Source organism: Corynebacterium mucifaciens, from assembly GCF_012396315.1.
GTDB classification, from domain to species: domain Bacteria; phylum Actinomycetota; class Actinomycetes; order Mycobacteriales; family Mycobacteriaceae; genus Corynebacterium; species Corynebacterium mucifaciens.
Map to the genome: position 1 here is coordinate 297,731 of NZ_JAAXPF010000001.1, position 19,327 is coordinate 317,057.

The window sequence follows — 19,327 nt, forward strand, 5'->3', positions numbered from 1 at the left end:
TCATGCGCATCCACGACCTGGTCATCGATAACTTCCGTGCCATCGAGCACCTCGAACTGCACGACCTGCCGGACACCGGTGTCATTGTCATCCACGGCGACAACGAGGCCGGAAAGTCCACAATTCTCGATGCCATTGACACCGTGCTGAGAGAACGCCACTCCGCCGGCGGGAAGAAGATCAAGGTGTTTGCACCCGTGGGCCGCGATGCGTCGCCGGAGGTCACCTTGACCGCCACAGTGGGGGAGACCACCTTCACCATCCGCAAGCGCTGGTTGAAAGGCAAGCTGGCTGAGCTGCAGATCCACTCGCCGGTGCACAAAAACTTCACCGGGCGCCAGGCCGACGACGAGCTCGCGCGCCTCATCGCCGAGCAAATGGACGCAAACTTGGCGTCCACGCTATTCCTGCGCCAGGGCGAGCTTGAACCGGGCATCGCGGCAGCCGGTATCCCCTCGATTTCGCAGGCGCTCGAGGCGGAATCGGGCGGGGACCACTCCGGCGAGGAAGACACCGCGCTCATGCAGGCGATCGAGGCGGAGTATTCGCGCTACTGGACGGCCTCCTCCCCACCAAAACCCAAAGCTTCTGTCACCGCTAAAGCCGATGCCGTGGATGCGGCGCGAGCAGCGCTACGCACGGCCCAAACAGAGGTGGACAACCTTTCGGCGTTCGTCGATGAGGTCGCGCGCCGCGAGGCCGAGATACGAGCAGCCGACGCCGAATTGCCCGAGGCCACCGAGGAGCTCACCCAGCGCGAGGCGGAGTACGACCAGGCCAGCAAGCTGCGGGAAAAAACGCAGACCGCAGCAGACGGCCTGGCCCGCCGCTCCGCCGCCCGCAAACGCGCCGAGCGTGACCTCAACGAGCGTGCCGCCCTTGCCGCCCGCGTCGCCGCCCTGCAAGGCCAAGAACAGGAACTGCGCGAGCAACTCGCCCCGGCACAGCAGGCCCGCGACGCGGAATCGGAGAAGATCGCAGAGCTGACCGAGGCGTTGCATTCCGCAAAGGCTCGCGTGAGCACCGCCCGCGCCGCGCTGCGCCAGGCCGAACACGCCCGCGACAGCGCCCGCGCTTCTCGACGCCTCACGGAAGTCACCGACCAGCTCCACCGCATCCGTGAAGCCTCGGAGGCTTACGCGACCCTGTTGCAATCCGTCCCGAGCCCCGAGGTCACGGACGCGGATGTCCGCGCGCTGGAAGAGGCCGACAGTGACCTCACGTTGCAACGCCGGCTGCGCGACGCGGCCTCCGCCAAGTTGGAAATCACCGCAGACGGCGCGACTATCCAGGTCGACGGGGAGCCGCTGGCAGTCGACGGCACGGAAACGGTCGCAGTCTTTGAGGGCACACAGCTGACTCTGGGCGAATTCGGCGTGGTATTCCGCGCTGCGCAGGGCGCGAGAGATTCCGGCCGCGCCGTCGAGGATGCCGAAGACTCCCTTGCCCGCGCACTGGAAAAGACCGGCTGCGACACCCTCGAGCAAGCCCGTGCTGCCCGCGATGCGTGCAAAGCGCACGAGGCGGAGCTCAAAGCAGCTCGTCAGCGCCGCGACGACGCGCTCGCCGGGACCGGAGCGGACGAACTCGAAGCTGAACGGGACCGCCTCACCGCTCAGGTGGAAGAACTCGCGGCCAGCCTTGACGGCGACGTCGCGGCCCAGGACGAGCAGGACGCAGAGCTTGCCGTCAAACAGGCACAGCTGGCGTTAGAGGAGGCAGAACGAGACGTCGATGCCGCGGATGCTGCACTAAAGCCCTACGCCGACAAAACGGCAGCAAGCGAGCTGACGGTGCTGCAAACCAAGCTCGAGGCCAAAGAGTCGGAGGCATCTCACGCCGCCACCGAGCTGGAGAAGGCCGAGCAGACTGCATCCACGGAAACGCTTACCCGATCCGTGGAGGCCGCACTCGAGGAAGAACGTGAGGCTAAGCAAGAGCACGCAACGCTTGCGGCGGAACTTGCCGACGCCGATCCAGAATTGGCGCAGCAGATGCTCGACGGCGCGAAGACCCGTCTGCGCAACCTGGAGAAGCGAAAGGCCGAGGCGCACAACCGCGTCACCGAGCTGACCGGGCGCATTGAGATCGCGGCCGGAGCCGCGGAAAAGGCCGACCGTGCAGCCGCGGAGCTCGACGCCGCAGAAACCGAGCTTGCACGCACTACCCGCCGGGCGGAGGCCGCGCGACTGCTGCGGGACACCATGCACGCACACCGCGACGCGGCGCGCGCCCGGTACTCGGCGCCGTTCAACGACGCCATCCGGGCACGAGCGCGGGTGCTGTTCGGGCCGAGCGTCGACTTCAACCTGGCCGACGACCTCACGGTCAGCGAACGCACTGTCGACGGGGTGAGCGTGCCGCTGGAGCAGCTTTCCGGCGGCACCAAGGAGCAGCTGGCGATCCTCACGCGCTTCGCCATCGCGGACGTTGTCACGGCAAGCGGCGCGACGGCGCCGGTGCCGGTCGTGGTGGACGACGCCTTAGGTGCCACCGACCCAGAGCGCCTCGCTCGCATGAACTCGCTGTTCACCCAGGTGGGCAAATCGGCACAGGTTATCGTCCTGACGTGCTTTCCTCAGCGCTTTGACCGCGTCGCCGCTGCCCGCATGCTGTCCATGGATGAACTGAAATCCTCCGCCGTGGACTAACATCACCGCGTATGACTACACAACCGCACTGGCTTGAGGAGGACGAGCAGGATCTTTGGCGGTTGATGATCGCCGGGTTCACCGCAGTATCCCGGACGATCGACGAGCGGCTGCAGGCCGGCAGCGAGATCTCCTCATCTGAGTATGCGGTTTTAGTGGTGCTGTCGGAGGCGGATGAGCGCACCCTTCGGTTGCGTGATCTGTGCGCCGAACTTGGCTGGGACCGCTCGCGGGCGTCGCACCAAGTCACCCGGATGGCCAAACGAGGCCTGGTCACCAAATGCAAGTGCCCGGGAGACGCCCGCGGAGTCTTGGTGACGCTGACGGACGAGGGCCTGTCGCGACTGCGCGACGCCGTGCCCGACCACGTGGAAACGGTCCGACGCCTCATCTTCGACCACCTCGACGACGACCGCGCCGCAACGCTGCGTGAATTCCTCACCGATGTGATCGCGGCGGACGACCTGCCGTCCTAGGGCTCACCCTTGCAGCAGGGGACGGGCAGGGGTTTGATGGGCTGCAGGTAACCAAGCGCCGTCTACAGAGAAGAGGATTCCCGTGTCCAACCCGTACAACCCCCAGAACATCACCCCGGATAACTCCCCGAGGCGGCTGGAGCGCTCCATGTCCGATAAGTACATCGCCGGCGTGTGCGGGGGCGTGGCCAAGTACCTCGGCGTGGATGCAACGGTGGTCCGCGTGATCTTCGTGCTGTTGGCGCTTGCGGGGATCTTCCCGGGCTTGCTCGCCTACATCATTGGCTGGATCATCATGCCCGCCGAGTACTAGGGCGCAGTGCCGTCCACAAACGTGAACCGGATGTTGCTGCCGCGTAGCTGTTCGAGCGCGCGGTGCACACCCTCGGCCGTACCCGAGCCCGGGTGGTTCATGTGGGCAAGGACAATCGCGCCGTCCGGGGCGCTGACAATGTTCCCGGCGACCTGCTCGGGCGTTGCTGTCGCGCCGAAGTCGCCGTTGACGGTGTAGCCCGCAATGATCACCCCGCGGTCGCGCGCGATGTCTACAGCGACGTCATCGTAGTGGGCGGTGCCGGCCCGGAACCAGTTCGACTCGACCCCGTAGCGGGAGAGTAGCTCGCGGTTGTCGTCGATCTCCGCCATCGCCTCCGCCGGGCTCTGGGTGCCGGGGATGCCGTACGCGGTCGCGCCGTTGACCGTAAGCGGCAGATGGCGTGTGCCGTGGTTTTCCAGCCGGAACAGCGGATCCGCGGCCAGACGCGCGGTGGTCTCCGGGTTCGCGTCCACCCACGTCGAGCTGACAAAGAGCGTTGCGGGCACCGCGTGTTCGTGCAGCGTATCGACGAGCCGCTGGTCCACCGCCGAACCGTGGGGGCCTCCGCACGCGTCGAACGTGAGCGCAATCGTGCGTGCGCCCGCGGCTGCAGGCACGGTCTCTGCGATGCCTGGCATCGAGGTGCCAAAGTTCACCGGCACCCGGCCGGCGTAGCGCTCGGGGCGGGCCGTCGCTGTCACCGTTTCGAGCGCGGTAGAGGTGGTTGTTGCCGTCTGGGTCACGACCTCATGGTGCGGTTTCGCACACCCCGCGAGCGCAAAAATGCCCGCCACTTTCGTGGCGGACAAGAACGTTCTCCTGCTCAGCACAGCAGTTCAGTGTACTGGGCTAGGCGGCGAAGCGCTCGTGGATAAGCTACTGCTTGATCGCGGAGCCCTCGATCTCGATGCCGACCTTCTCGCTGACCAGCATGCCGCCGGAGTTCAGCGGTGCCTGGAAGTCGATGCCGTACTCGCTGCGGTTGATCGTGGTGCGAGCCTCGAAACCGATGCGGGTGTTGCCGAACGGATCCTCCTCGACGCCGAAGGTCTCCACGTCAAAGGTGATCGGCTTGGTGGTCTCTTTGATGGTCAGGTCGCCGGTGACCGTGCCGTTGCCCTGCGCGTCCACGTCAAAGCTGGTGGCGGTGAAGGTCATCTCCGGGTACTGCTCGACGGCGAAGAAGTCCTCGCCGCGCACGTGCGCGTCGCGGTCGGCGTTGCGGGTTTCCACACTGGCGGTGCGCACGGTGCCGGAGGCGGAGCTTGCGGCCGGGTCCTCCGCGATGGTGACGGTGGCGTCGAAGTCGGTGAACTCGCCGCGGACCTTGGTCACCATCGCGTGGCGCACGGTGAAGCCAATGGACGAGTGGGCGGGGTCCAAGTTGTAGGTGCCAGTTAGAGCAGCCATGAGATCTCCTCAGTTCGTTGGTTCGGTGATGAACGTCGGCAAGTGTACGCGCCAGTGTATGACGCGTCAACAACTTCAGGTTTAGCGAGCTTTCTCAGCGCCACCCGCCGCGTCTTTCGCTTGGGCAAACGCCTCGTCGTCATCAAGCCACAACTGCACAGTGTCAATGACATCGCGACGGTTCTTCAGTTCCTTGATCTCAGCGGCCGAGGTCTCGGTTTCTACGAGAGTCTGGATCGCCCCGGGGTTTTCGTCGTATAGCTACTGCAGTTCGCTCTGGTCGGCGACGATGCATGCGAAAACGTCATCGTCAACCCTGGAGGTTTTCTCGCCGGTAACGGGAATCGAGGCGAGGCTGCGGGTGAGGTCGATAAGTTTGTTTGAGCCTTCCCGGTTCAAGACGACGACATCATCGAGTTTCGGTCGTTCGGGTCTCTTCTTCGCGCCTGAAAACGGGCCTTGCCAACTACACCAGGCTCGCGCACAACTTGGATCTCGAGCTGGCGACGCTGTTTCGCAACTTTGCCGGAATCTCTGCCACTTCCACTGTCCCCTGAGCAGCACACACTGCTACGCCGCTACATCGGACTTGACATGTTCAGTGCTCACTGTATAGTTCAGTGAATGCTGACTATTGCTTCACGTCTCGACGTGATGAACCGCCTGGGTCGTGCACTGGCCGACCCCACTCGATCGCGGATCATCTTGACCCTGCTCGACCATCCCGCTTACCCGGCGGAACTGGCTCGAGCTCTGGACCTGACACGCTCGAATGTGTCCAACCACCTGGCATGCCTGCGCGATTGCGGGATCGTCGTCTCCGAGCCCGAGGGTCGTCGGACACGATACGAGATTGCCGATCCGCACCTGGCGCAGGCGCTGACGACACTGGTCGATGCCACCCTGGCAGTAAACGAAGACGCCCCGTGCATGGATCCCGCCTGCTCGCTTCCCGGATGCGACGTAGCTGGGGAGGGCGCATGATCCTCACCACGGTCTTGCAGGCGATAGGCCTGTTCGCAGCTACCAACATCGACGACATCATCGTGCTCTCCCTCTTCTTCGCGCGAGGGGCAGGCCAGAGCGGCACCACCGCCCGTATTTTGGCCGGCCAGTACCTCGGATTTGCCGGCATCCTCGTCGCCGCGATCCTTGTGACCATCGGCGCCGGAGCATTTCTGCCCCCGGCAGCCATTCCATACTTTGGTCTCATCCCTCTGGGCATCGGCCTCTGGGCCGCATGGCAGGCCTGGCGCGGAGACGATGACGACGATGACGACGAGGCCAAGGTTGCCGGCAAGAAGGTCGGCGTGGGGACAGTCGCAGGCGTCACCTTTGCCAACGGTGGCGACAACATCGGCGTCTACACCCCTGTATTCCTCAGCGTGGAACCTCTCGCAGTAGTCGCCTACTGCGTTATCTTCCTCGCGCTCGTTGCGGTCCTGGTGGCCCTGGCAAAGTTCGTCGCCACCCGCCCCCCGATCGCGGAAGTGCTCGAACGCTGGGAGGACATCCTCTTTCCCATCGTTCTCATCGGCCTCGGCATCGTGATCCTCGTCAGCGGCGGAGCCTTCGGGCTTTGACGTAGCGGCAGTGTTCCAAACGGCCCCGACCTGGCGCACCCCTCTTGGTTCAGACCCCAACAGCTACCCGCAGCCAGTCCTGCGTGATCGCAGCAACAAGACCGCCATGGAGCGCTGCAAAAACCGCGCGACCAGTTGAACGAAGCCACAGCCTCTGAGTGCACGCGCCACTACTGGTTCGCCACGGGTTTAGTAGAGGGCGGGAATTTGGAAAAAGAAACCCTACATACTCCCTCGAAGTACAACCCTAAGTTCAGTAGCGCGCCATCGAACTGGTGCTGCACGGGCAAGCTGACCCTCACACGTCTCACGGTGCGGACTTCTGCATCGCCGGCGAGCTCGGAATGAGTACGGAAACTCTTCCGCGGCTGGGTCCGCGCTCATAAGCAATCCGGCGCGACAACCCGAGCAGGAACGGCGTTTTAGAAGAAAAAATGACCCCTCCAAACGAGCGGAGCGGGTCATTTTTGTGTTCGCGGCCAGTTTCCTTCGGCCGGCACGGGGTTTCGTGAATTACCTGAAGAGGTTTGCGGAAACCCCCCCCATTTGGTTTGGTGTCCCCGACAGTGTCTGGTTCGGTGACATCGTTCCGCATGTCTCATGAGATCGTTCCGGTTTGTCCTGCGGGGATGTCTCACCACATCGTTCCGGTGGGCAAACACCGCGCCGGAAGCGCCCCGCGGCCGCGGAAAACCATGTAGCGAGACATCGTTCCGCACCTCGTTCGCATCGGCCCCGAGTGGCAACGGAACGCTCGTCACTAAGCAAAGGCCCCCTGCCTGCGCTTCCCTGAGACCGCGAAGCAACGCCAGGACAGCCTCATGCCGCATCAGCCCACCTCGGCAGCACCCCACCGAGCCCGGGGGGCAATCAGCTGTCCGCCGAATCCCGCAGGAATCTAGCCCCCACCACCCCTCAGAGCCCCACCAGCTACCCCACCCCGGGGCACTTCAAAAACAAAAAATCCCGAGACACCGTAGGAACGATGTCTCGAGACAACACATGGTGTCCCCGACAGGATTCGAACCTGCGACCTTCGGTACCGGAAACCGATGCTCTAATCCACTGAGCTACGAAGACAATGCGCTAAAGGTTAGCACCCGGCTACGGCCACGATGAAATTGGGTGTGGCTGCGCGCGGTGATTGAATGTCGAACTAACCCGCAACCGACTCTCAGGCGCACCCCATAGTTTTGCAACCCCGGCGCCCCATAATGATTTGTGCGCGCCGCGGGAACGGCGCGACACGGGAAACAATGACAGCGAAACGGCCGGCCCCGAACGGGACCGGCCGTTTCGCTATGCCAGGAAACCGGCTACTTCACGACCATCACGATGAGGTCGCGCGGGCCGTGCACGCCCTCGACGCGCACGAGCTCGATGTCGGAGGTAGCGGACGGGCCAGAAATCATGGTCGCCGGGCGCTCCGGGTTGACGCGGGAGATCATCTCCGGCACGCCGTACACCACGGTGTCCGGGCGCACGATGCAGATGTGGCGGTCCGGAACCAAGGACAGCGCGCGGCGGCCGCACACGTCGTCAGACTCGAGCACGATCGTGCCGGTCTGGGCGGAGGTCACGTGGGAGTCGGTGACCACGGCATCGACGTCGCCAAGCTCGCGCGGGTCGGATTCGTTGCTGTCCGGGCGCGCGGTTCCGTCGAAGCCGTCGAAAAGCGAGGCGTCCAAGCCGGGGGCGTAGACGATCTCCTTGCACTCGCGGTCTGCGAGCACCCGGAGGATGTCCTCGCGCAGCGACTCCTCGGTGGTCTGCACGACGTCGGCCTTGTAGTCGACGAGTCGGTCGATGAGGACCTCACGCAGCTCGTCACCGCTGAGGTCGGACGAGGTGTGGTAGTTACGCACAACCTCAACCGACTCAGGCGCGTCGGACAGCTGCTGCGCGTCGCGGATGCGCTTGAGGATCTCGCGCTTCGCGTCCTCGTTGCGGGTGTCGCGGGCGGAGTCACCGGATACGGGAGTGGTCATTTACTTGTCCTCCTCGAAACGCTTAGCCGAAACCTGCTGGCCGCTGGGGATACCCTGCTCGCGGGCCTCCGACAGCAAGCGCTCCGCCTCGTCCGTGTCCCACCACTGGCGGAAGGACTTCTTCGGCGGCACGGCGACGTCGCGGTACTCCGTCCAGCCGGAGATTGGCGGCGGCATGGTCTCGATCTTGCCGTTGAACCCGCCGAGTACGCGGCCCAGCGCGACCATGCGCACGAGCTTGTCCCACACGCCGCTGTGGCCCCAAACCTGCGCCAGGGAAGCGAACGCAGCCCGTTCCACCTGGTTCGGCTCGTTCTTCGTCTTCTGGTAGCGCAGCTCCAGCAGGATGTCCGTGATCGGGATCTTCACCGGGCAGACCTCGTTGCAACGCCCGCACAGGGAGGACGCGTACGGCAGGGAGCCGTTCGGGTCATCGGAAGACTCGATGCCGGTTAGCTGAGGGGAGAGGATTGCGCCGATCGGGCCCGGGTAGGTGGAGCCGTAGGAGTGGCCGCCGGCGCGCTCGTACACCGGGCAGACGTTCAGGCAGGCAGAGCAGCGGATGCACTTCAGTGCTTCGCGGCCGATCTCGTTGGACAGGGCAGCGGTGCGGCCGTTGTCCAAAAGAACGATGTGGAAGTTCTGCGGGCCGTCACCCTCGGTCACGCCGGACCAGAGAGAGGTGTACGGGTTCATGCGCTCACCGGTGGAGGAACGCGGCAGCAGCTGCAGGAACACGCCGAGGTCCTCGAACGACGGCAGCAGCTTCTCAATGCCCATGACGGTGATCAGCGTCTCCGGCAGGGTCAAGCACATACGGCCGTTGCCCTCGGACTCCACGATGGAGACGGTGCCGGTGTCCGCGCAACCGAAGTTGCAGCCGGAGACGGCCACCTTGGCCTCCAGGAACTGCTGGCGCAGGAACTTGCGGGCGGCTTCTGCCAGCTCGGCAGGATCCTGGGTCAGGGTTTCGTCGGTGTTCGGCATCTTCGCGGTGAAGATGTCGCGGATCTCCGCGCGGTTGCGGTGGATCGCCGGAACCAGGATGTGGGACGGGAAGTCCTCGCCAAGCTGGACGATCAGCTCAGCCAGGTCGGTCTCCTGCGCGAAGATGCCGGCCTTTTCCAGCTCCTCGTTCAGGGCGATTTCCTGGGTGGCCATGGACTTGATCTTGACGACCTTGTCCTCGCCGGTGGCCTTGACCAGGCCCTGGATGATCTCGTTGGCTTCCTTGGAGTCGCGCGCCCAGTGGACGTGGCCGCCGCGTGCGGTCACGTTCTGCTCGAACTGCTCCAGCAGCTCCGGCATGCGGGCGATGACGTCGCGCTTGATGGCGGAGCCTGCCTCGCGCAGGTCCTGCCAGTCGTCGACCTCGTCCACAACTGCCTGGCGCTTCACACGAATGGTGGTGGTTGCGTACTGGTAGTTGCGGCGCTTGGTTACGTCGTTGAGCTCGTGGTGCGCAGCTTTCTGGAACTTCTCGGTGCCGCGCAGGTGGGACGGGCCGCTTGCGAACGGCGGCATAGTGGGTTGGCCGAGTGCAACCTTCACAGCATCTTCTCCTTCTTGTACACCGCGGACGTCGGGGTCAGCGGGTGCTCTTTGGTGGAGGCCAGGATCTCAGCCATGTGCACCGAGCGAATACCCATGTGCTGGCGGGAGAGGGCACCACCGATGTTCATCAGGCAGGAGGAGTCACCGGCGGTGACGTACTCAGCCTGGGTGTCTTTGATGTGGCGCACCTTATCGGAAACCATGGCGGAGGCGACCTCCGGCATCTTCACAGAGAAGGTGCCGCCGAAGCCACAGCATTCCTCAACGTTGGGCAGGTCCACCAGCTCGATGCCCTCAACGTGGCGCAGGAGCTCGATGGGGCGATCGCCCACCTCGATGAAGCGCTTGGAGTGGCAGGAAGCGTGGTAGGTCACGCGGTGCGGGAAGAACGCGCCCACGTCGTAGGTGCCGGCGACGTCAACGATGAACTCGGAGAGGTCGTAGGTCTTCTTCGAGGCGGTCTTCGCGCCGTCGACAAGGGCCTTGGAGCCGAAGCGCTCAGCCAGCTGAACGTGCTGCTCGCGCACGGCGCCGGTGCAGGAGCCGGACGGTGCGACGACGTAATCGATCGATGGGTCCGAGAATGCGTCGACGTAAGTTTCAATGATCGGGATGGCTTGCTCTTTGTAGCCGGTGTTCACGTGCATCTGGCCACAGCAAGTCTGCTGGTCGGGAAAGACAACGTCATAGCCCAAGCGGGAAAGCACAATGGCGGTGGCCTTGTGCGCGTCGGGGAAGAGAGCGTCGCCGATACAAGTAGAAAACAGCGCTACTCGCATGTTCGGACTCCTAAATTTGAGAGATCACAGGGAAAGTGAAAGCCCCCGCAGGCTGTGACGACCTCGAGGGCTCCGATATTCAGTTGTCGGTTACGGAACGACCGGCGCAAGCGCGCTGAGGACGTTCGTCTGAAGAAACACTATCACGCATACCGCGATGAGGAATCCGAAGCTCCACCCGACGACCTTCTTGAAGATCTCGGACTCCTTGCCCTCCATGTTCACCGCGGTGGCCGCGATGGCGAGCGACTGCGGCGAAATCATCTTGCCCACGACACCGCCGGTGGTGTTTGCAGCCAGCAGCAGGTCCGGGTTCAGGCCCAAGTTCTGCGCGGCGGTGACCTGCAGGTTGGCAAACAGGGCGTTGGCGGACGTGTCGGAGCCGGTGACAGCCACGCCCACCCAGCCGAGCACGGGGGCGAAGAAGGCAAACGCCGGGCCGAGGTTAGCGAAGAACTCGCCGATCGTGACAGTCTGGCCGGAGTAGTTCATCACGTACGCTAGGGCCAGCACCAGCACGATGGTCAGTGCGGACCAGCGCATCTTCCACACCGTGTCCGTGAATTCCTTGCCCACCTGGCCCCAGGTCAGGCTGTAGCGGCCGTTTTCGTTGAAGACCATGTACAGGACGGTCACGATAATGGCAGAGATGACCAGAAGGCTACCCGGGTTGTTGATGTAGGCGAACGAGTAGTCGCTGTTGACTGGTTCACTTGCTGCATTGAGCAGCTTGCCGTCCAGGCCCGGCCACGGGAAAGAGATCTTGAACTGCTTCAGCCAATTCGGGATGGCAGAGCCGAGGTTGGCCAGGCCGAAGACAACCACGACCACGGCGTACGGCAGAAGCGCCATGAACACTCGGTTAGCCGGCAGCTCGGCCTCTTCCCCGTCCAGGGAGGCGCGGTGCGGAAGTTCCAGACGCTCGCGCATGGCGTCAACACCGCTGGGCTGCCAGAAGCGCAGGAGCACGAATGCCGCGCCGAGTGCGACGATGCAGGCGACAACGTCGGTGAGCTGGTAAGCGAAGTGGTTGGAGGTCCACCACTGTGCGATGGCGAAGGAGCCGCCGATTACAGCAGCCGCGGGTGCCGTTTCGCGGACACCGCGCCAGCCGTCGATAAGCAGGGCGATGACGAAGGGGACGAAGAACGCGAGGATCGGGGTCTGGTGGCCCACGATCGCCGCGATGTTCTCGGTTTGCTCCAAAGTGCGGCCGCCGACGTCACCGGCAGTGGTGATCGGGATCGCCACGGCGCCGAACGCTACGGGTGCCGTGTTGGCGATGAGCACAACGGTCGCGGCCTTCAGCGGCGGGATGCCCAGCGCCAGAATCATGGTTGCGGTGATGGCCACCGGCGCACCGAAGCCGGCGAGGGCTTCAAGCAGGCCACCAAAGCAGAATGCGATGAGCATGGCCTGGATGCGCACGTCGCCGTTGCCCATTTTGTCGAAGACGAGGCGCAGGTCTTCGAAGCGACCGGACGCGACGGTGATTTGGTAGAACCAGATCGCCGTCAGGATCACAAAGACGATGGGGAAGAGGCCAAAGAGCCCACCGCGCAGTGCTGCAGAAAGTGCCATTCCGGTGGGCATGTTGAAGCCCAGGATGGCCACCAGCAGGGCAACGACGAGTGCTACAGCACCCGAGGTGTGCGCGCGGGCTTTCAGTCCCAACAGCATGATGAAGAAGGTCAGAAGCGGCAGGGTAGACACCAGTGCCGAAAGACCCACGCTGCCACCGATGGCATCGGTGACCACTTGAAATTGGTCCATGGAAAACGCTCTTTCGAGTCTGGGAAGTGCAATGACTGAAACAATATGCCATCTTTCGAAGGAAAGTGACGAATACAGGGGTAGGGCAATGGTGTGACCTATGGCACCTGGGTGACTGTGGGCACGCTGCGTGCGGTGTCGGAGGGTGCTTTAAACTTGTGGCCCATGACGCCAGCTGAACTCGCAACAACCGTGAAAGAGGCCGCCACGCGCGTACTCGCAGCCCACGATCTCGACGCATCCGTCGTTCCCGACACAGTGACTGTGGAACGCCCGCGAAACCCCGAGCACGGTGATTACGCCACCAACATTGCGCTGCAGGTTGCGAAAAAGGCGGGAACGAACCCGCGCGAGCTCGCGGGCTGGCTTGCGGACGACCTGTCGGAGGATCCCGCCATTGATTCCGCCGAGATCGCCGGGCCCGGCTTTCTCAACCTCCGCCTTGCAGCGGGTGCCCAGGGGCAGCTAGTGGCGAAGGTGCTGGCGGAGGGCGACCAGTTCGGCCACTCCGACCTTTTCGCCGGCGAGAAGGTGAACCTGGAATTCGTCTCCGCCAATCCCACAGGCCCGATCCACCTCGGCGGCACCCGCTGGGCCGCTGTGGGGGATTCCCTCGGCCGCGCGCTGGAGGCCTCCGGCGCGCAAGTGACGCGCGAGTACTACTTCAACGACCACGGCGGGCAGATCGACCGCTTCTCCCGCTCCCTCGTCGCGGCGGCGAAGGGAGAGCCGACGCCTGAGGACGGCTACGGCGGCGACTACATCCGGGACATCGCTCAGGCCGTGGTGGAAAAGCACCCCCACGCGCTCGAGGGCAGCGAGGCGGAGGTGCAGGAGACCTTCCGTGCGGTGGGTGTGGAAATGATGTTCGCCCAGATCAAGGCGTCCCTGCACGACTTCGGGGTCGATTTTGACGTCTACTTCCACGAAAACTCGCTGTTCGAATCCGGCGCGGTGGACAAAGCGATCGCGACGTTGAAGGACAACGGCAACCTGTACGAGGCGGACGGTGCGTGGTGGCTGCGCTCGACGGACTTCGGCGACGACAAAGACCGCGTCGTGCTCAAATCCGACGGCGATGCCGCTTACATCGCGGGCGACATTGCGTACGTAGCCGACAAGTTCGACCGCGGCCACACCCTTGCCATTTACATGTTGGGGGCTGACCACCACGGATACATCGCGCGACTGAAGGCCGCCGCTCAGGCACTGGGGTACAACGCGGACGCGGTTGAGGTGCTCATCGGGCAGATGGTGAACCTGGTGCGCGACGGCCAGGCGGTGAAGATGTCCAAGCGCGCAGGCACGGTGATCACGCTCGAGGACTTGGTGGACGCGATCGGCGTGGACGGCGCCCGCTACTCGCTGGTGCGCTCGTCCGTGGATTCCACCCTGGACATCGACCTGGATCTATGGACGAAGCAGTCCTCCGACAACCCCGTCTACTACGTCCAGTACGCGCACGCCCGCCTGTGCTCCATCGAGCGCAAGGCGATCGATGCCGGCGTCTCCTACGCCGAGCCTGATCTCTCCCTGCTTAGCCACGACAAGGAGGGCGATCTCATCCGCACCCTGGGCGAGTTCCCCGCCGTGGTCAAGGCCGCCGCGGAACTTCGCGAGCCGCACCGCATCGCCCGCTACACCGAGGAGCTGGCAAGCGCCTTCCACAAGTTCTACGACGCCTGCCAGATTCTGCCAAAGGCCGGCGAGGACGCGGAGCCGATCCACGCGGCGCGCCTCGCGCTCGCCATGGCGTCGCGCCAGGTCGTCGCCAACGCGCTGGGCTTGATCGGCGTGAACGCACCGGAGCGGATGTAATGACTGTCTTTATCTCCACGCCGTACGAGCAGGACAATGGCGACTTCAACGACTTACCTGCCCACGTTTGGCCCCGCTGTGCGAAACGCGAGGAAGACGGGGTAGTTACCATCGCGGGTGTGCCGCTGCCGGAGATCGCTGCGGACTACGGCACCCCGGTTGTGGTCGTCGACGAAGACGACTTCCGCTCGCGCTGCCGCGACATGGCAACCGCGTTCCTGGCCCCGGAAAACATCCACTACGCCTCCAAGGCGTTTTTGACCCGCCACGTTGCGCGCTGGGTTGATGAAGAAGGGCTGGCCCTCGACGTGGCCAGCGAAAATGAGCTGCGCATCGCCTTGGCCGCTGATTTCCCTCCGGAGCGCATCACCGTGCACGGCAACAATAAGTCCGACGCGTTTTTGCGGCTGTGCGTGGAGTCCAAAGTCGGTCACGTGGTGATCGACTCGCAGCAGGAACTGGCCCAGCTGGAGGCCGTCGCCCGCGAGGCAGGCGTGAAGCAGGACGTGTTCGTGCGCGTGAAGCCGGGCGTCGACGCGCACACGCACGAATTCATCGCCACAAGCCACGAGGACCAGAAGTTCGGTATCTCCCTGGCCACCGGCGACGCACTGGCGGCCGCCGTCGCCGCGATTAAGTCGGACTCGCTGGAGTTGACCGGGTTGCACTGCCATGTCGGCTCGCAGGTTTTCGACGCGGAAGGGTTCAAGCTCGCGGCAGAGCGCGTCCTCGAGTTGTACGCAGAGATCTGGAGGACCCAGGGTGTGGCTTTGGGCTACCTTGACCTGGGCGGGGGCTACGGCATCGCGTACATGCCGGGGGAGAAACCCCTGGACGTGGCTGCGGTGGCTGCCGACCTGCTCGCGGCCGTCCAGGAGGTCGCAGACGGCCTCGGCATCACCGCGCCGACAGTGGTTGTGGAGCCCGGCCGTGCTATCGCGGGCCCCTCCGCCGTCACCGTGTACACCGCTGGGGTGATCAAGGACGTGGACACCTCGTTTACTACCTCCCGCCGCTACATCGCGGTCGACGGGGGCATGAGTGACAACATCCGCCCGTCGCTCTACGGTGCGCTGTACGACGCTCGCGTGGTCAACCGGTTCACCGACGGCGCGCCTACTGATACGCGTCTCGTCGGCTCGCACTGCGAGTCCGGCGACATTCTTGTCGAGGACGCGACGTGGCCTGACGACGTCGCGCCTGGCGATCTCATCGCCCTGGCGGCGACAGGCGCGTACTGCTATTCCATGGCGTCGAACTACAACGCCTTCGGCCGACCCGCCGTGGTGTCGGTCCGGGGTGGGGAGGTCACGCCAATGGTCCGCCGCGAAACCGTCGAGGACCTTCTCGCCCGCGAATATTAATTGACCATGGCGTGTGAGCTGCGCAATAGTAGACAAAGCGGTTCGCCGCTGGTCCCCACAACGCCTGACGAAGGAGCAACACGCATCATGACTTCCGCCACCGCCGAGGGGTACAACGGCAATTACCCGGGCAAGGGCATCGGTACTCCCGTAGGTATTGCGGTGCTGGGTAAAGGCACCGTCGGTACCGAGGTGCTGCGCCTCATTTCCGAATTCGGGCCGAGCTTGGAGCAGCGAATCGGCGGCCCGATCGAGGTGCGGGGGGTCGCGGTATCGGACGTCGACAAGCACAAGGATGCCCCTGAGGTCCAGGGCCTGTACCTGACCGACAACGCGCGCGAGTTGGTCACCCGCGAGGACGTGGACATCGTCGTGGAGCTGATCGGCGGCATCGATTACCCGCGCGAGCTGGTGCTCGAGGCGCTGAACGCCGGCAAATCCGTGGTGACTGCCAACAAGGCGCTCGTTGCCGCGCACAGCGCGGAGCTTGCAGACGCTGCTAACGCCGCCGGCGTGGACCTGTACTACGAGGCCGCGGTGGCCGCCGCGATCCCGGTCGTGGGCATGCTGCGCCGATCCCTCGCGGGCGACCAGGTGCAGCGTATCTCCGGCATTGTCAACGGCACCACGAACTTCATCCTCGACGCGATGGCCTCCACCGGCGCAAGCTACGAGGAGGCGCTGGCCGAGGCGACCCGGCTCGGATACGCGGAAGCTGATCCGACCGCGGACGTGGAGGGCCACGACGCTGCCTCGAAGGCGGCTATTCTCGCCTCCATGGGCTTCCACACCCGCGTCACGTTCGACGACGTCTACTGCGAGGGCATCACGCAGGTCACCGCCGACGACATCGCGGCGGCGGAGCAGTCGAACCAGACCATCAAGCTCCTGGCCATCTGCGAGCGGCTTGTGGACGAAGACGGCAACACCACCGGTGTCAACGCGCGCGTACACCCGACTCTCGTGCCGAACGAGCACCCGCTTGCCACCGTGGACAAGTCCTACAACGCTATTTTCGTCGAGGCCGAGGCGGCGGGCCGGTTGATGTTCTACGGCAACGGCGCGGGCGGCGCCCCGACCGCCTCCGCAGTACTCGGCGACCTCGTGGGTGCAGCCCGCAATAAGGTTCACGGCGGCCGTGCGCCGGCGGAAAACCCCTACGCCGACTACCCGGTCGTCGCATTCGACGAGGTGACGACGCGCTACCACATCAACATGTCGGTCAACGACCGCGTTGGCGTTCTGGCGGATCTGACAAACCGTTTCGCCAAGGCGGGCATTTCCCTGTCTGCGGTGCGCCAGGAAGAGTCCGGCGACGACGCCCACCTGATCGTGGTCACCCACGCGGCGCGGGAAAAGGACCTGCACGAGATCGTCGAGCAGCTTACCGGCCACGACGACGTGCTGGCGGTCAACTCCGTCATTCGCTTGGATTCGTAAGGGGGGTTGCACCATGGCGATCGATCTGCAACCCGGCCTCAAGGCGAAGGTCACCGTCCCCGGCTCGTCCGCGAACCTCGGCCCGGGCTTTGACACCCTCGGAATCGCGCTGAGCATCTACGACACCGTCGAGGTGGAGGTCACTGAATCAGGCCTAGAGGTGGAGATCTTCGGCGAAGGTGCCGACGACCTGCCGCGCGACGGCTCCCACCTCGTGGTTAGGGCCATCCAGTCCGGTCTCGCGGCCGCGGATGTGTCTGCACCCGGTCTGCAGGTGGTCTGCCACAACTCCATTCCGCAATCGCGCGGTCTGGGCTCGTCCGCTGCCGCGGCCGTGGCCGGTGTGGTTGCCGCCAATGTGCTCGCTGGCTCGCCGCTTGACCACAATGCGATCGTGCAGCTCTCCTCCGAGTTCGAAGGCCACCCGGACAACGCGGGTGCCTCCGCCCTCGGTGGCGCCGTGGTGTCGTGGACCGATATTCCCGTCGACGGGCAATCCAAACCGTCGTACCGCGCGGTGCGCATTCCGGTGGACGAGTCCATCAAGGCGGTAGCGCTGGTGCCGAACTTCCACGCCTCCACGAATGCGGTGCGCAAGGTGCTCCCGAGTCACGTCACGCACACGGACGCACGCTTCAACGTCTCGCGCACGGCGGTGATGACGACGGCGATCCAGCACCACCCAGAGCTTCTCTTCGAGGGCACCCGAGACCGCCTGCACCAGCCGTATCGCGCTGACGTGCTCCCGATCACCGCCGAGTGGGTCAACCGCCTGCGCAACCGCGGTCACGCCGCGTACCTCTCCGGTGCGGGCCCGACAGCGCTCGTCCTCACTACGACCGCCGTTGAGCCGTCGCTCCTCGACGAAGCACGCTCCGCCGGGCTCCGCGTGATCGAACTCGACGTCGCGGGCCCCGCGACCGGGGAATTACTGCACGACTAAACGGCTAAGCGCGAACGAAAAGGCCGCACGATGCGAAATCGTGCGGCCTTCGGCGTTGGCTGCGGCTAGTGCTCGTTCACGTACAGCTTCGGCTCCGGCAGGCCGCGCTCCTCGCGGACGCGGCGGGAGGTGTACTCCAAGGTGATGAGGGCCTCGACAACCTGCTCCGGGGTGACCGGGAACGGCATGTTGTGGATGGTCTCGTCCTCGCTGGTAGCGGCCTTCGCGACTGCCTCAAGCACGTCGGTGTCCTCGGGGGACAGGCCGACCTCGGTGAGCGTGGTCGGCAGACCAACGCGGGTGCTGAACTCGATGAAGTCCTCGAGTTCTTCGGTCTCCGCGCCCTCCATGATGAGCTGGGCAATGGTGCCGATGTTGACCTTCTCGCCGTGGGAAAGCCCGTGGGTCTGCTCGGCGGCGGAGAGGCCGTCGTGGATCGCGTGGGCAGCTGCCAGGCCACCGGACTCGAAGCCCAAACCGGACAACAGCGTGTTCGCCTCAACCACCGCGTCGAGTGCCGGGGTAACGACGCCTGCGCGCACTGCGTCGAGCGCCGCGAAGGCATCGTTCCAAAGTATGTCCCAGCACAGCTCTGCGAGTGCGGCGCCGGCGCGCGTGGGGTGACCGCCGTTCATGGTCGTGCCGTTGCCCTTTGCTGCGGCACGTGCCTCGACCCAGGTGGCCAAGGCGTCGCCGATACCGGCGACGAGGAACTTCTCGGGGGCACCGGCCACGAGCTGGGTATCGATGAGGACGAGGTCGGGGTTGCGCGGGAAGAAACGGTACTCGTCAAACGCGCCGTCTTCGGTGTAGATGACGGAGAGGGTGGACGTCGGTGCATCGGAGGAGGCAGCGGTGGGAACGGAGACCCACGGAATGTCCGCCTGGAAACCGGCCGCCTTCGCGGAGTCGATGGCGGAGCCGCCGCCGAGGCCAACCACTACGTCGTAGCCGTTGTCCTTGATCAGCTGGACGGTGTCGTCGACGCGCTTTGCGGTGGCGAACCCGGCGAACTCGACGCGGTTGACCGGCAGGCCTTCCTTCTGGAACCCGTCGGTGAGCTGGTCTTCGACGAGACCCCACACCGTGTCATCGGAGAGCAGCAGGGGGTTCTTGCCCAGCTGCTTCAGGTACGTGCCCAGCTCGTGCATCGCGTTCTTGCCCTGCACGTAGCGGGATGGACTGGAGAAAATACTTGGTTTAGCTGTCATACTTCCCGAGCGTACCTGCCA

Annotated in this window: 16 protein-coding genes and 1 tRNA gene; 9 read left to right on the forward strand and 8 right to left on the reverse strand. The window is 64.5% G+C overall.

Annotated elements, in window-relative coordinates; all coding sequences use genetic code 11:
- Window positions 1-2 precede the first annotated feature (2 nt).
- The 3 genes from HF989_RS01450 to HF989_RS01460 all read left to right on the forward strand — a co-directional run bounded on the left by HF989_RS01450 (window position 3) and on the right by HF989_RS01460 (window position 3,440).
- Window positions 3-2,651: an AAA family ATPase gene (locus tag HF989_RS01450; protein WP_168683581.1), complete on the forward strand. Its 2,649-nt coding sequence runs from the start codon at window positions 3-5 to the stop codon at window positions 2,649-2,651.
- A gap of 11 nt (window positions 2,652-2,662) precedes the next feature.
- Window positions 2,663-3,127: a MarR family winged helix-turn-helix transcriptional regulator gene (locus HF989_RS01455; RefSeq protein WP_168683582.1), complete on the forward strand. Its 465-nt coding sequence runs from the start codon at window positions 2,663-2,665 to the stop codon at window positions 3,125-3,127.
- 82 nt (window positions 3,128-3,209) lie between these two features.
- Complete coding sequence (locus HF989_RS01460) at window positions 3,210-3,440, forward strand: PspC domain-containing protein (RefSeq protein WP_343033508.1); 231 nt, start codon at window positions 3,210-3,212, stop codon at window positions 3,438-3,440.
- Here the strand turns inward: HF989_RS01460 and HF989_RS01465 are convergent.
- Together HF989_RS01465 and HF989_RS01470 are read right to left on the reverse strand one after the other, a co-directional pair.
- Window positions 3,437-4,252, reverse strand: coding sequence for a polysaccharide deacetylase family protein (locus HF989_RS01465; protein ID WP_246233730.1), 816 nt, complete (start codon window positions 4,250-4,252; stop codon window positions 3,437-3,439). The genes HF989_RS01460 and HF989_RS01465 overlap by 4 nt on opposite strands.
- Window positions 4,253-4,319: 67 nt before the next feature.
- Entirely contained in the window at window positions 4,320-4,853 is a 534-nt protein-coding gene (locus HF989_RS01470) for a YceI family protein (protein WP_168683583.1), read from the reverse strand.
- Window positions 4,854-5,477: 624 nt separating this feature from the next.
- On the opposite strand from HF989_RS01470, the gene cmtR reads away from it, so the two are divergent.
- On the forward strand, window positions 5,478-5,837 hold the full coding sequence (cmtR, locus tag HF989_RS01475; RefSeq protein ID WP_168683584.1) for a Cd(II)/Pb(II)-sensing metalloregulatory transcriptional regulator CmtR: 360 nt from the start codon (window positions 5,478-5,480) through the stop codon (window positions 5,835-5,837).
- Window positions 5,834-6,436, forward strand: coding sequence for a cadmium resistance transporter (locus HF989_RS01480; RefSeq protein WP_168683585.1), 603 nt, complete (start codon window positions 5,834-5,836; stop codon window positions 6,434-6,436). Before cmtR ends, HF989_RS01480 begins: the two co-directional genes overlap by 4 nt.
- 1,003 nt (window positions 6,437-7,439) lie before the next feature.
- Here HF989_RS01480 and HF989_RS01485 read toward each other — a convergent pair.
- From HF989_RS01485 to HF989_RS01505, 5 genes are all read right to left on the reverse strand, one after another.
- Window positions 7,440-7,516 (reverse strand) — tRNA-Arg (locus HF989_RS01485).
- A gap of 236 nt (window positions 7,517-7,752) precedes the next feature.
- A complete protein-coding gene (locus HF989_RS01490; RefSeq protein WP_168683586.1) occupies window positions 7,753-8,424 on the reverse strand; it encodes a LutC/YkgG family protein in 672 nt (223 codons plus the stop codon).
- Entirely contained in the window at window positions 8,425-9,975 is a 1,551-nt protein-coding gene (locus tag HF989_RS01495; RefSeq protein WP_168683587.1) for a LutB/LldF family L-lactate oxidation iron-sulfur protein, read from the reverse strand. It lies immediately after the preceding gene.
- Window positions 9,972-10,757 (reverse strand): (Fe-S)-binding protein, encoded by a 786-nt coding sequence (locus HF989_RS01500; protein WP_168683588.1) that lies wholly within the window; start codon window positions 10,755-10,757, stop codon window positions 9,972-9,974. Before HF989_RS01500 ends, HF989_RS01495 begins: the two co-directional genes overlap by 4 nt.
- A 90-nt stretch (window positions 10,758-10,847) precedes the next feature.
- Window positions 10,848-12,530: an L-lactate permease gene (locus tag HF989_RS01505; protein ID WP_168683589.1), complete on the reverse strand. Its 1,683-nt coding sequence runs from the start codon at window positions 12,528-12,530 to the stop codon at window positions 10,848-10,850.
- A gap of 165 nt (window positions 12,531-12,695) precedes the next feature.
- Between HF989_RS01505 and argS the strand changes: the two genes are divergently transcribed.
- The 4 genes from argS (at window position 12,696) to thrB (ending at window position 18,095) form a co-directional block, all read left to right on the forward strand.
- Entirely contained in the window at window positions 12,696-14,348 is a 1,653-nt protein-coding gene (gene argS, locus HF989_RS01510; protein ID WP_168683590.1) for an arginine--tRNA ligase, read from the forward strand.
- The gene (gene lysA, locus HF989_RS01515) at window positions 14,348-15,712 is read left to right on the forward strand and encodes a diaminopimelate decarboxylase (protein WP_168683591.1); all 1,365 of its coding nucleotides are present in this window, start codon (window positions 14,348-14,350) and stop codon (window positions 15,710-15,712) included. The genes argS and lysA overlap by 1 nt, the downstream gene beginning before the upstream one ends.
- An 87-nt stretch (window positions 15,713-15,799) precedes the next feature.
- The gene (locus tag HF989_RS01520; protein ID WP_168683592.1) at window positions 15,800-17,152 is read left to right on the forward strand and encodes a homoserine dehydrogenase; all 1,353 of its coding nucleotides are present in this window, start codon (window positions 15,800-15,802) and stop codon (window positions 17,150-17,152) included.
- Window positions 17,153-17,165: 13 nt separating this feature from the next.
- Window positions 17,166-18,095, forward strand: a complete 930-nt coding sequence (thrB, locus tag HF989_RS01525; protein ID WP_168683593.1) for a homoserine kinase — start codon at window positions 17,166-17,168, stop codon at window positions 18,093-18,095.
- 65 nt (window positions 18,096-18,160) lie between these two features.
- Here the strand turns inward: thrB and HF989_RS01530 are convergent, their stop codons facing one another.
- Window positions 18,161-19,306 carry a glycerol dehydrogenase gene (locus tag HF989_RS01530; RefSeq protein WP_168683594.1) on the reverse strand — a complete coding sequence of 382 codons (1,146 nt, stop codon included), beginning with the start codon at window positions 19,304-19,306 and terminating at the stop codon, window positions 18,161-18,163.
- Between the last annotated feature and the right edge of the window lie 21 nt (window positions 19,307-19,327).